This is a genomic window from Pedobacter alpinus (assembly GCF_042684645.1).
Taxonomy (GTDB): Bacteria; Bacteroidota; Bacteroidia; order Sphingobacteriales; family Sphingobacteriaceae; genus Pseudopedobacter; species Pseudopedobacter alpinus.
In genome coordinates this window covers 1-13,683 of record NZ_JBHULV010000030.1, presented here as the reverse complement: position 1 = coordinate 13,683, position 13,683 = coordinate 1, and the positions used below count along the sequence as shown (strand labels likewise).

The 13,683-nt window shown below is 35.3% G+C and carries 6 protein-coding genes; 1 reads left to right on the top strand and 5 read right to left on the bottom strand.

Annotated elements, in window-relative coordinates; translation table 11 throughout:
• Positions 1–89: 89 nt before the first annotated feature.
• Positions 90–218 (top strand): hypothetical protein, encoded by a 129-nt coding sequence (locus ACFSSE_RS10495; RefSeq protein ID WP_379044016.1) that lies wholly within the window; start codon positions 90–92, stop codon positions 216–218.
• A 24-nt stretch (positions 219–242) separates the two neighbouring features.
• On the opposite strand, the gene ACFSSE_RS10490 is transcribed toward ACFSSE_RS10495, so the two are convergent.
• From ACFSSE_RS10490 to ACFSSE_RS10470, 5 genes are all read right to left on the bottom strand, one after another.
• The gene (locus ACFSSE_RS10490) at positions 243–2,369 is read right to left on the bottom strand and encodes a hypothetical protein (RefSeq protein WP_379044013.1); all 2,127 of its coding nucleotides are present in this window, start codon (positions 2,367–2,369) and stop codon (positions 243–245) included.
• Positions 2,370–2,562: 193 nt separating this feature from the next.
• Positions 2,563–5,934 carry a rhamnogalacturonan lyase family protein gene (locus ACFSSE_RS10485; RefSeq protein ID WP_379044010.1) on the bottom strand — a complete coding sequence of 1,124 codons (3,372 nt, stop codon included), beginning with the start codon at positions 5,932–5,934 and terminating at the stop codon, positions 2,563–2,565.
• Positions 5,935–6,171: 237 nt separating this feature from the next.
• Positions 6,172–7,602, bottom strand: coding sequence for a glycoside hydrolase family 28 protein (locus ACFSSE_RS10480; RefSeq protein ID WP_379044007.1), 1,431 nt, complete (start codon positions 7,600–7,602; stop codon positions 6,172–6,174).
• Between the two features lie 12 nt (positions 7,603–7,614).
• Positions 7,615–10,476 (bottom strand): glycoside hydrolase family 2 protein, encoded by a 2,862-nt coding sequence (locus tag ACFSSE_RS10475; protein ID WP_379044004.1) that lies wholly within the window; start codon positions 10,474–10,476, stop codon positions 7,615–7,617.
• 9 nt (positions 10,477–10,485) lie between these two features.
• Positions 10,486–13,344 carry a glycosyl hydrolase gene (locus ACFSSE_RS10470; protein ID WP_379044001.1) on the bottom strand — a complete coding sequence of 953 codons (2,859 nt, stop codon included), beginning with the start codon at positions 13,342–13,344 and terminating at the stop codon, positions 10,486–10,488.
• Positions 13,345–13,683 lie beyond the last annotated feature (339 nt).

Sequence of the window (13,683 nt, the reverse complement as noted above, 5' to 3'; positions counted from 1 at the left end):
TCAATCACTGGAAACCACCATTATCTGACAGCATTTAATACGGCGTTTTATATCTAAATTGGTATAAAACCATAGTTTGGCTAAAAGCGATGAGTAGCAGTCAATCTGTTAAATTTTATCAAAAAAATCAGTTTGAAGTTATTGATGATATGATTCTTCCTTATGAATTTATGAAAGATGAATTTAGAAAAATTGTGACCATGATTAGAGAAATTTAGCAAGCTACAAGATAAAATTTACCCCTAAAAAAACTTACTAAATCCTTCGCTCCTTACCTTCCATTTTCCGTTTTTTGGGAAGCCTACGTTTTTAGTTTGGTTGCCATCCCAACCACCGCACATTAATGCTATTGCCGTAAGTAATCCACCATTTCCAGGCAAATAAATGGTTAATCGCCCATCTTGATAATTATGTCCGTTTGGTAAATAAGTGTTGGTCGTTACTGGCATCAATAAAGCATCAATCGCTTTTTCAGGCATTCCTAAGCGAGCGGCAGTCATGGCTGTCATCGGGAAATCCCAACCCCAGGTTTCGTTCCAACTCCAATCTTTCATGATAAGGTTAAAAGTATTTTTCATGATTACGCTATCCACTAAACCTGTTTGAGGCAACATCCCAAAAGCACCTAAAACAGATGGATGATCGGTTTTAAATTCGGGATTGGTGTATGAGTCTTGTGCGCTTTCAGTAGCTAAATAAACATCATTTAATATTGGTAAAGGCGCAATTTTATCAATCACTTCTTCCCACTTTTCGTTTTTAGGCATTCCTAATCTTGTCCTCCAATTTTGAGCAGTTTGCAAAGCCCATTTCCAGTAGGCAAGCTCATAAGCTGGGTTAAAAGTTTGTTCAGCTTTGAAGCGTTCTTGAGCTGGAATTAAAACCGGACCCAAATCATATCTGTTTGTTTTTGGATTGAGATGAGCAAATGAAGCCATAAAATCTGCGCTAGCAAAAACAATGTCTTTATACTTTTCTAAAACCGCTTTAGTGGGTTTGTCTCGATATAATAATTCGGCATAAGTAATGGGATGAGGCTGTTGCCAAACCAGCATAGCACCAACACTTGAAGGCACTTCCGCACCCTCATTATCCGTCATTTTTTGCCATCTCACTCCATCAAAACCTTGACGTTTAGCAATAGCTTTTGCCCCTTCCATAGCTTTAAAATACCAATCGGTACTTTTTTGTAAAATGTTAGCCCTGCCCCATAAAGCAAAATGGACGCTGTGCCACCAATGCATTTCTAAATGCGGTTTTCCAAACCAACTGTTATAAGTTAAACCTGTTTCTTGTGGTGGATAATTGCCTGCACATTGTATTTTAGTTAAATATTGAGACAAAACTATTCTTCGCTCTAGCTCATTTGCTCTTTCATCTGTACTTCCTGTAAAATCTACAGCAGCACCACTTTCCCAAAAATTTTTCCAAGTTTTTTGATTTACTTTTGCGATGCTTTTAAAAGATGAATTATCAATTTCATCCTTTTGAGCAAAAATAACTGAAAGTTGAAAGGATGTTTTACTTTCATCAGGACTAAGGATAAACTCATGTTTTTTCTTTTCAACAATTTGAGCATTTCCATCCCAATTTAATTGCGTGAAATATTGAGTTCCATCTAATTGATGTTTTATTTTAACTGATGAATTGGTTTGAGTAATGATTTGAGTTTGATGCTTTTCTTCCTCTCCATAATAATTGCCAAAATCAGCCCATTGTCCTGTAGGATAAGGATATTTGAGCTTAATTTTTAGCTGTCCTTTTTTGATTAAAGCCGATTCAACTTCTACCAAAACACCGTCTTGCTTTTGATTTCCTATCGTGATAACAGATACCTTTTCCCCATTAATTTCATAAACCGAGGTAATTTTACCAGTAAACATATTTAGCTCTTGATGAATTTTCTTAATATCGGTAATTGTTAAAACATCTCCCCTTTCATTATAAAACTCAAAACCTAAATTACCTAGCTGTAAACGATGAGAATTTTGGCGAAACCAATTCGAAGCGTTTTTATTTCGCTCTGTGGTTGAATTCTGAACTGCATAAGTTACCTGCCTTCCATATTGATTATAAGCTTTTAAACTTTCCTCCTGTTTGTATCCAACGGTATCTTTAAAACTATCCCATCCCCATTCAGATTGTGTGCCTAACGGAACTCCTTTAGCAAAAAAAGTAGGAAATGATTGCAAGCCTGTTACATCAACTGTAAATGCAAATTGGCCATTTCCAAGACTTAAAGAGGATAGTGAATCTACTTTTTCAATTACTATAGAATGGCGTTCTACTAATTTCTTTCTGTCAATCTTTTGAGCAAAAGCAGAAATGATTGTTAATCCTAAACAAAATATAACTAGTGTTCTTTTCATTTAAAATATACTCTTAAAAATAATTGCATTTATTTTAAAATGTAGCTTGTTTTCTATTAATAAATTTGGAATTAAACATTTAAAGAATATGTTATGGTAAGTAATTCTCTGTAATATTTACCCCAGTTTAAGTGCTATTTTTGAAATTATAATGAAGTGTTTAATTTAAAAAAATCTAGCCAAATGATGTTGTCTAATCAATTTTCAACATTTTATTAGTATAAATTTTATTTTTATCGTAAATATTTAATATATAAACACCTTTTTTAATATTCTTTAACCAACTATTTAAAAATGTTTCTAAATACTCAACAGTACCTGTAGAAATAACAATTTTCTTTCCTTCTAAATTGATCAATTCTAATTCTAAATTGTTGTTTTTAGACGTTAAATTAAAATTGATTTTATCCTTAACAGGATTTGGATAAATCCCTAAAGACTCTTTAACTAAATTTTTAGGCTTAATTGAGGTAGTTAATTGACTAGCATAAACAATATTTGGAACTGGTGCTGGCTGCATTCCAGTACCTAAAAAGAAACTTGGATGTGGCGGTTGGTTATAAGCCGTATTTTGCCAAGCAACCGCAGTTCTGTATTGTGTGTCATGCATTAAAGTGTAAAGTTTTTCAGTGGTAGGGATAGTCGTAGTGAACAATAGCAAATTTCTACTATCAGAACTTCTATAAATCAGTTCTTCTCTCCAATCCCCTAAAATATCAGCAGTTAAACCCGGTGTTGCTTTTGTTCCATTATTTGAAGCAGCATTTCCGAAATTGTTAATGGTTAGTAAACGCTCTGTATTTTTAGTAGTTGTGTTCCATTTATCTAAACGAGTGCCGTCTAACAATTCTCTACTTAAATCTCCATCCCACCAAATGGCAAAATTTACAGAAGGTCTTACTGTACCTACCTGAACACCTTTATTGGTATAAATTCCGGTTCCGGCTGTTCCCCACATTTCATAACCAGGATACTGCGGATCTATATCAGCTGCTAAAGCTCTACCAACATCTCCAGTTGCTGGTACACCCCAAATTAATTCTCCAGTTTTTGCATTCCTTAATGCCAAGCCTAAACCAGCGTAAGAGCTAGGGTCTTCATAACACATCCAAACTTCTAGACCAGGTAAAGTGGTATCCATATCACTAACATGTAGCGCATCTCCGTGTCCTCTTCCGTTTGACCATAAACCATTTCCTTTATCGTTTATAGTACTTGAACCATTAAATATCTCATCCTTTCCATCCCCATCAGGGTCTGCGACACTTAATTGATGATTTCCTTGTCCGAAATAAGGAGCATTTCCTGCACTATTGGTATCAAAAACCCATTTTTGAGTTAATTCTCCGTTTCTCCAATCCCATGCTACCCTAACTTGGCGTGTATAATAACCTCTACCCATAATTAAACTTGGTTTTGCCCCATCAACATAAGCAACCGCAGCAGTAAACCTGTCAACTCGGTTTCCATAATTATCTCCCCAAGATGAAACAGCACCTCTTGCAGGAATATAATTTTTTGTGGCCATTGCGGCTCCGGTTAAGCCATTAAAAACGGTTAAAAACTCAGGACCAGTTAAAACATAACCATTAGTGTTTCTAAAATCTGCGTTTGCATTTCCAATTACAGTACCAACACCATCAATTGTACCATCTGCAGTTTTACAAGCCACTTCGGCTTTGCCATCTCCATCTAAATCATACACCATAAATTGAGTGTAATGCGCACCAGCTCTTATATTTCTGCCTAAATCAATTCGCCATAATCTTGTTCCGTTTAGCTTATAAGCATCTAAATAAACATTACCAGTATAACCAGAATGTGAATTGTCTTTTGCATTAGATGGATCCCATTTTAAAATGATTTCATACTGTCCGTCTCCATCTAAATCGCCAACGCTGCAATCATTAGCAACATAATTGTAGGCTTCTCCTGTTGGAGTTAAGGCACTAGGAGGCGGAGTTAAGGGAATACTCAAATAATTTTGAGCCCAAATATTTGCTGGTGCCGATTCTTGTTGTTCAACTCCGTTTAAAACGGGCTTTATGGTATAAGTACTATTTGTCGAAGTATTATCTTGATAATTTGTTGAATTGGTAATAGGTGTTGAATTTAGCTTCATTCCTCCTCTATATACATTGAAACCGATATTTGTTGGATCAGTACCAAACATACGCCAACCCACATAAACCATATTTGCTGATGTTCTTACAGCCACAACGCCTCTATCTAATCTTTCAATTTGCCTTGGTGTAGTTACAATTTCATCAGGTGCTGGTGGCGGTGGAGGAAGATTTGAAAACAACCTTACAACAGGTACTACAACTGAAGATGAATTTGCTTTTGTATAAACGATGTATTGCCTTCCATTATCTGCGATTTCAAACGAAAGATTGCTGCTTGGTTCATCAATTCCGTTATTTACACTCACATTGGTTAATTCGCTCCATCTGGTATCATTATCAATTAATTGAAAAACACGAGAAACTGAGCGACCAGAACCATTAGAAATGGCATCAATAAATGAAGTATAAACATCACCATTATTAGCTGTTATCAATTTGATATAACTGGCATCACGAGTAGAAACCACTCCTAATAAAGACCAAACATTAGTAGTTTGATTGTATTTTAAATAGGTAGCTCGATTACTATTTGCTGCATTGAAAAACCCAATAATTAAGTTTTTATCTCTATCTAAAGTTAAACTTGAGTGGCGAGCAGCGGAATAAGCCCCAGAAACTGCCTCATTAATAGACTGATAGGTAGTTGCACCAGATGTTACTGTATTTGCAGTAATTGCAATTGAAGCCCAAGCATTATTTTTGAATGCAAATACTTTTAAAGAATTGGTTGTTCCACTTCCGCCTAAAAAAGCCGCATAAATAGCTCCGTTTGCTTGGTCAATTGTTAAGCCTAAACCCGTAGCTCTATCAGCAGACAAAGTTGCGCCACCTACTATTTCCCAAGCAGTGCCATTGTATTTTTTTACTGATGCTGCACCAGCATTTGCACCAAAATCAGCATAAATTACATGCGGAACATTGTTTGCATCAAAAGCCATTTGATGGTTAATTGAGGAATTCAATTGCGTTCCGTTAGTTTGTAAAATACTACCTGTTGATACGTATAAATTAGTTGCATTTGCACCTAAAGCTTCCCAAACTGAAGTTGTTTTGTTAAAAGTTTTAATAGCCAATTTATTAGCTCCTGCAGTTGATTGGTCAACATAAGTCACATATAAAGTCTCATTAGGGCTTCTGAATATTTGAGCATAAGCTGCATTTCCGTCTGATACATTTCCGCCAACTGCTACCCAAGCCCCATCCATTAATCTTTTTACTTTAACTATATTAGACTCTGTGTAAGAAACATACGGGATAATAATTTCATTATCGTCTGGCGTAAGATAAGTTGCTGAAGTAATTGAAGAATAGTTTGAAGCTACACTGCTAATTGCTGATGCATCTGTTAATGGATTCCATTGTTGTGCAAAACTTGAAAATATTACGGTAAAACAAATGCAAATTGTAGCACTAATTTTTTTAAAATCGATTGAAAACATAGAATTAAATTGGTTTTTACCGCTTTTTAGTAGTTGGTAAATTAATACTAAAATAGACTATTTAACAACCACTCTCAACCTGCTCCATCCTGCTATTAAAACCTAAACTAATTATTGATTAATATCCTCCCGTTTGATGAAAAAACAAATAGATATTTTAAAAAAATTTTAGATTTCAATTTTTTTTATAAAAATTTGCGTCCAATATCATCACTAAAGCACTCTTGGGTTATTGTATTAATCTAATTTAACCCCAGTTGAATTCTTAACGTCAACCGTAGATTTGTCTTTTGAAATGATAGTAACATCTTTAATGATCCAGTCTCTTGCAAAGCTTATATTACCTGCAGTTTCTACCTCTAAATCAAGATTATTTAAAGTAAAGTTTACTATTGGAGAACCATCTAAACCAGCTATGTTAAATGCTCTTTTTATCCCAACACCTCGGATATTACTAATGTAAACATCTTTAAAAACAGGAATTCCTTTTTCTGCTGGCTCAACCTTATTTAGCATTTTTTGCCAATGAACAGGAACTTTATCGTACTCGTATTCTTTTGGTAAAGTTGAATAACTGTATGATGGATTCCAGTTTTTACCGATTTGGAAAGCTGTACTTACGCTATCCATTCTTAAATTCTTGATGTAAATATCCTCTAGTCCTCCGCCTCTGGTTAAAGCCGATTTCATATTGATACCATTAGAAGTTCCTAACCCAGTTAGATTCTTAACCAAAACATGCTTAATCGTTCCAGAGGTTTCACTTCCTAAAGTGATTAAACCTGAACCTTTTCTGGCGATACAATCCTTGATAACCACATACTCGGTTGGGCGATTTACTCTTAAACCATCCCAATCTCTACCTGCTTTTAGACAAAAATTATCATCATTACAATCAATATCACAGTTTTGAACCAAAATCCAACTTGACGAATCAATATCAACGCCATCTGTACTTGGGCCTTTACCGTCAATATTATTTCTAATTACTAATCCATCAACCGTTACATATTTGCTATACAAAACTTGTACGCTCCAAAACCCAGCTTGACGGATATTGAAATCTTTTAATTGAATATTTTCTCCGTTTTGAACCAACACAGTTCTTGGTCTTTGCGCATCATAATCAACAATCCAGCGTAAAGCTTTAGCTTCGTATTCTTTCCTCATGCTCCAATACAATTCCCAAAAAACCTTTCCTTGAGCATTGATTAAGCCTTTTCCCTCTATGGCTGCATTTTTTTGATCGATGATGTTTAACAGAGCAGCCGGCCATTTCATCTCCATCCCTGCAATACGAGTGTCGATAATTGGATAGTCTTTAATATTCTGACTACCCAATAATTCTACGCCTTCATCTATTTTAAATTTTACTTTGCTTTTGATAAATAAAGAACCTGTTAAATATTTCCCAGGCTTCAAAACCACTATTCCACCACCTTGCTCGGCACAGGCATCAATTGCTTTTTGTATGGCTTCACTTGTTAGCGTTAAACCATCAGGATTGGCACCAAAATCATTGGCTACAAATTCTTTCTTCTTAAACTTCAGCTTAGCTGAACCTACTTTTTTAGCCCATTTTGGGTCTTTTTCATCGGCGAAAGCCAAAGAAATTGTTAAACTTAAAAAGCAGATAAATAAGGTTTTAATGGGTTGTTTAAAATTCATTATAGCTATTGATTAGTCAGTTAAAACATTCACTTTTGGCATTACAAAATTGTTCACTTTATCTGATGGGGCTAAGCCGAAAAAGAAATATAAAGTACGTTTTTGTTCACCTGTAAACTCATTCGTTTCTCCGGCTGGGCCATACATTTGCGGACGAGGTGTAATCCTCAAACCCAATTTACTACCTATTGCAGGAATGCCTTCTAAAAAAGAAATGTCTCCTGTTGGCAGTTGCGGATGAGGCTCAATTCCTGTTAAACCGTAAAAATCGAATAGCCTTACAAATAAATCTTCTTGAGGAGTAGCAATGGTAAATTTACCTTCAACGGTGTTCATTTGTATCCAATTGATGTTGGAATAATATCCTTTAAACTCTGGAAAAATCCATGGATAAGAACCTGTTTGAGTGCTATTATTAAATTTCTCCCAAGTATTATAAGTCACGCCTTGAAGACGGTTTTTCCAAACTCGGTATGGACCATTTCCTAAAAATTTAGCGCCTAAAACGTAGTTTTCAGGATAATCAAAACTTATCCCAGCAAAAATATGCTTTCCATTTAAGGTAAAACTATAATCCATTTGAAGCCATCCGCTTGGGTGCATTGTCCATTTAATGGCTTTCATAGCACCTGTATAATTGGCTTCAATAACGATATTTTCGCCTTCTTCTTTATGAGTAAGAGAAACGAAAGTAGCGTCGCCACTTACCAAAACCGGCCCATTTCCAAAAGATATTGGTGCACTTTTATCATTTGCTAAACCAACAATTTTTCCTGTCTTTTTACTAAAGCTTACGCTGATGTCGCCACCCTTAACTGTTAAAATACTGTCTTTTTCAGTAGCAGCAACTTTAGCATTCTTCAGTTTACTTTGCAGTAAATTATTGACCATTTGGACGTTCTGTTGAATTTTCCAAACCCAACGATAAACTTCCTCGCCATGTTGATCAAATGCAGTTAAAGCCAAACCTTGGTATTGTTTCCAATCAGCAGGCAACGGAATTTGGATATTTCCTTTTGCAAAAGGCTCAACATCTGGAGCTACCGCCGTTCCGCTTTTCATCACTTTATATCCCGATTCTTTATCTTCAGGAAGGTAATAGTTAATCAATTCCCAATTCAACTTGCCTTTATTTAGGTTGGTGAAATTGTATCGATTTTCTACCTCAATAGTTCCATCAAAATTATCTGGTAATTTGTTTAACGTGATTTTGTATGGAGAGAAAATCTCTTTAACTGCATTATAGCTTCCCTCCTTTTCACGATGCGGACCTAATAAACCATCAGGAGCGTTAACTCCATTAGGGTCTAACATTCCATTTTTATCTGTTCTTACAATGGCTTCATCAACAAAAGCCCAGATAAATCCACCAGCACCTTTTTTAGCGTTCCAATGCAAATCCCACATGTCTGATAAACCCGCTGCACCAGCACCATCATCCTGAGCATGCATAAATTCGGTTACCATGTAGATATTGGTATCGGCTAGTATTTTTTGGGTGCTGTAATAATCCTCATAGTGGTTTCCATCTATACCATTTATGGCATTTCCCGGACGGTGATGCGCATGAATAACCGTACGATTTGATAAATCATACTTGCCATAATCATCAACTAAATCAAAATTATGACCGCCTTCATTCCCATTGCTCCAAAAAATAATGGATGGATGATTAGCGTCTCTTTTCACCATTTCTTTAACCAATGGCTCACCTGCTTTGGTGCTGTAAGCTTTTTGCCAACCCGCCAATTCGTCTAAAACATATAATCCTAGCGAGTCACAATAGTTTAAAAAAGCTTGATCTGGTGGATAATGAGCACATCTTACTGCATTCATGTTCATACCTTTGATTAGCTTTACGTCGGCTAAATCTAGTCTGGCATTTACACTTCGGCCTGTTTCTGGCCACCAAACATGGCGGTTAACGCCTTTCATTTTAACTTTTTTCCCGTTTACATAAATCCCATCTTGCTTGCGCACTTCAATGGTTCTAAATCCAAACCTATTTTGAGTTTGATAAATAGATTTTCCGGCAGAGCGCAAATAGGTTTTTACCTGATATAAATTAGGCGTTTCGGCAGTCCATAAATTAGGATTGGTAATTTTTGTACTCACTTTTAAAACGGAATCTCCGTTTGTATTTATGGCTTTCGCAGAACCAATTACTTTTCCTTTTAAGTCACTTAACTCAGCAAAAACTTCCGTTCCTTTAACCGGATTCTCAATATGAACATTCATAGCAAAAGAACCATCCGCTTTAGCATCAATAGAAGTCCACTCGATATGTTGTTTTGGAGTAGCTTCTAAATAAACCGGACGATATATTCCTCCGAAAATCCAATAATCGGCCAGACGCTCTGCATTGTTTACAGAATTATCTGCCGACATTTTACTTACTGTAACTTCTAACAAATTAGAAGCTCCATACTTTAATAAAGACCCTATGTTATACTTGAATAAATAAAAAGAACCTTGATGAATTTTCCCTGCTGATTTACCATTAATTTTCACTTCGGTATCAGTCATTGAACCTTCAAAAACAATTTTTATGTCTTTATCTTTCCAGTTTGCAGGGACTGTGAAATTGTATTTGTACAAACCCTTTTCATCGGCAAAGCGAAAGTTTTTACCGTAGGTTACATAGTCTCTACCGTAATTATATTCTCCAAAACCTTGTTGTTCCCAATGCCCTGGGACGTTAATTTTAGTCCAAAAACCTGCTTTTCTACCTCCAGTACACCAAAAATCCCAAGCAACTGTGTTCTCATTATCTTTTCCTGATAAATACTTAATTTCTTTATTAGTGCTGCTTTGCGCCGAAGTACTTAATGAAGTTATCAACAAAAAAGCGAGGTATAAATATCTTTTTAACATAGATGAATTTTATTTTGGGTTGATATAAGTAAGCGGAGTAATTTTAACAGGACCAAGCAAACCTGATGGCTTAACCGTCCAATTTTTAGCAGTAAATAAACCATCTTCACCTCGGTTAACTGGTAAACGTGACGACATGTTAATGTTGTAGAAAATTTTGTAATTCTGGTTGGTTTTATCCATCCAAGAAATACGATTAGCCATAGAGTTTGAAACTAAAAGTTCTAACTTATTTTTTCCTTTCAATTGGCTTTTTTGAATTTCTACTTTATAGTTTGGCCCCATCAAAGTGGCAATTTCTACTCCGTTTAGTTTTACCCTAACGGTTTCTTCAACTTTTCCTAAATCCAATAAATAAGCGGTTGCTTTACCTTTTGGCCTTTTAAAAGTATTGGTATAAGATGCTGTCCCAGCGAAGTTGTCATAATCAGCACCACTTTCTGTCCATGATTTTAAGTTTTCCATTTCTAAAGCTTTTGGTAAAACCGGGCCGCCAGAAATGAAGTTTACTTTCCAAGTTCCAGTAAGCTGATTTCCTTCATTAGCAGCACCAACATAAGCGTAAGAAGCAGTGTTTTCTTCGTTATCAAAAGTTTGTAAAATGCAACTTTCTAACTTATCCAACTGCAAATAAACTTCGGTTCCTTTTTCGGTTTGACGAATTGCTGCATAGCCTTTTTTCTCTGTCATTGGATCAAATAAGGCAATAGATTTTGCTTTGGTAGCTAAAGGCACCCAACCGTTAATCATCTCGGTTCCTTCATTTACAATGAAATAGTATTTACCACCATCAACAGCTCTCCGGATATTGTTTAGGTTCATTTCTTTCATCGTTTCAGGCTCAACCTTAGCAGCTGATAAAAGATTATTTAAATCATTAGATAATAAAATAGAGCCATTACCCAATTTCGCAACCTGATAATTTCCTTCTGTTTTAAAATTTAATTTCGCAATTAAAGCTTTAAAAGCATATCGATTTTCCTTCAAATTGGCTAAACCTGGAACATCCTTTGGTAATGAATTTAAGAAAGTGATGGTAGCACCAGACTCTGCCAATTTCATTAGCTTTTGCAAAGTACCAAAGGGCATATAGTTAGCAGCGGGCACTAAAATGGTTTGGTAGTTTACATCTGCAGTCTTGATTTTACCATTAGCTGCTGATGTATTCATGATTTGCGTATCAGAAATAAAATCAAAGGCATAACCTTTATCATATAAATCATTAGCAGTTTTATCTATACCCAAACCTTTAAAACCTTTCTCAATTCCATCATAATGGATTAACAAAGTGTTACCACGATTTGCATAAGAATCATAAATCGGCAAGTAAACCAAAATATCATTATCGGGTTTACCTGCTTGTAAAAACGATTGTGCATGAGCCATGTAATTATTTAAGGCTTTAAAATCATCCCAAAAAGTATTTTTTGGAGTAAAATGAACAGCAGCATAAAACAACCAGCCTGGCCATTTAGCATCTTGAGGCGTATAGTTTGCTCCATGATAAAAAGTGTGGTTAATTCCGCCTAAAAGAAATAAATCCATTTTCTTTTTCACATCGCCTAATCGGGTTAAAAAATGATCGTTTTCCCAAGTTGCAGATTCCGAAGAAGAAAGTGGCTTACCTGTAACATGAGCTGCCGAAGAAGCAAATTTAATCCTTAAAACATCATCACCTTCTGCCTCTGGAATATCTGTTGCGGCATATAAATCTAAAATGTTTGCTGGCGAACCATGTGCTTGGTTACGAATCAATTTTCCGTTTCCTTTTGACCATCTATGCCATGCTTTGGTGTAATTTTCTAATAATAAATCAGAAACTGTTTCTCTATAATCTGTTAAAACTCTAGTATTTCTATCTTGGTCTTTTGAAAAACCTAACAAGGCGGGAAGTTCATTTCTTAAGTCATAACCTCTTCTAGTTCTAAATTCGTCTAAAAAATCAGGTGTCCAGTTGGCTTCGCCTTGCGCATCGTCAACCTCGTATGAATCATTAAAAAAAGCTCTTAAATAAGATAAATCATATCCTTTAAAAGCATTATCAAAAAAGCTTAAGTAGTTATTTGTTGCAGGAAGAGAAAAGTGGTCAATGGCATAACCTTCTCCACCAGGCCCTGCCCTTTCAACCATTTTACCATGCATTCCTTCAAATAAGGCATATAGGGTCCATTTGCCTTTTGGGGCCGTCCAGTCTAATAAACCATCAGCGCTAATTCTACCAGTTAGGTTAACAATCTCGCCAGCTTCAGAGTAAGCCATTAAGGTTTTCGCCTTTAACTGCTTTGGATATCTTACTTGATCAAAAGCATAACCTTGCAAATTTTTATTAGCTGCAATTGGTTCAACTAATTTATCTATCGTAGTTTTTTCTCCAATAATTCTTAAAATGGTTTTTTGTTGAAATAAAATAGGTTCCTTTAAACGTTCGCCTTCATTTAAGGTATAACTTTGATGTCCAACATATTTACTTGCATCTTCATCTTTTACCCAAGGACCACCAAAAGGCCAACCAGATGCTTGAGCCATATCAATTCCAATATCTAATTTTTTAGCCTCAGCTAAAGTGTAGCCCAACATATCCATCCATTTTGGTGATAAGAAGCTAATGAATTTGCTTTCCTCGCCTTTTACGCCATAAATGGGTGTTATTTCTAATCCTCCTAAACCTACTTTTTGATACTCTTTTAGCATCCATTTTAGGTTTGTAGTATCAACAGCACTGCCTTCCCACCACCATCTTGTCCATGGTTTGTTTTGTTGTGTGATGGTTGGCCATTTTGGCGTTTTAGTAGTTTGAGCTTGGTTTACAAACGGAATAAATAAAAAAGCTATGAGTAAAAGCTTATAAAAAGATTGGTTTTTGTTCATAAAATTTTAATCAGTTTTTGATTTGAATACAATTTAGTGATGTATTAAAATCAGAAAAAATTGAATTATAATTGGTTTTAATTGACAAAACTATTGACGTTTTATCCTCGTTTTCTATTTAGGGTCTAAACTAACAATTAATATGTCTCAAATTATCCTGTTTCATCCTGCTTAATTATTTAAATAGATTCATAACTGTCCGAACAAATAATATACAAAAAAGGCCTGTATAATTCTAATTTTGAGTTGCGAAATCCAAAAAAAAGAAAAAATACGGGCCTGATGACAAAAGTACAAAAGAAAGTAATACAATCATTAATAAAGCAATCGGGTAAAAAT

Coding starts and splice junctions, on each gene's coding strand:
- ACFSSE_RS10495 (WP_379044016.1), top strand. CDS start 90: ATGAGTAGCAGTCAATCTGTTAAATTTTATCAAAAAAATCAGTTTGAA.
- ACFSSE_RS10490 (WP_379044013.1), bottom strand. CDS start 2,369: ATGAAAAGAACACTAGTTATATTTTGTTTAGGATTAACAATCATTTCT.
- ACFSSE_RS10485 (WP_379044010.1), bottom strand. CDS start 5,934: ATGTTTTCAATCGATTTTAAAAAAATTAGTGCTACAATTTGCATTTGT.
- ACFSSE_RS10480 (WP_379044007.1), bottom strand. CDS start 7,602: ATGAATTTTAAACAACCCATTAAAACCTTATTTATCTGCTTTTTAAGT.
- ACFSSE_RS10475 (WP_379044004.1), bottom strand. CDS start 10,476: ATGTTAAAAAGATATTTATACCTCGCTTTTTTGTTGATAACTTCATTA.
- ACFSSE_RS10470 (WP_379044001.1), bottom strand. CDS start 13,344: ATGAACAAAAACCAATCTTTTTATAAGCTTTTACTCATAGCTTTTTTA.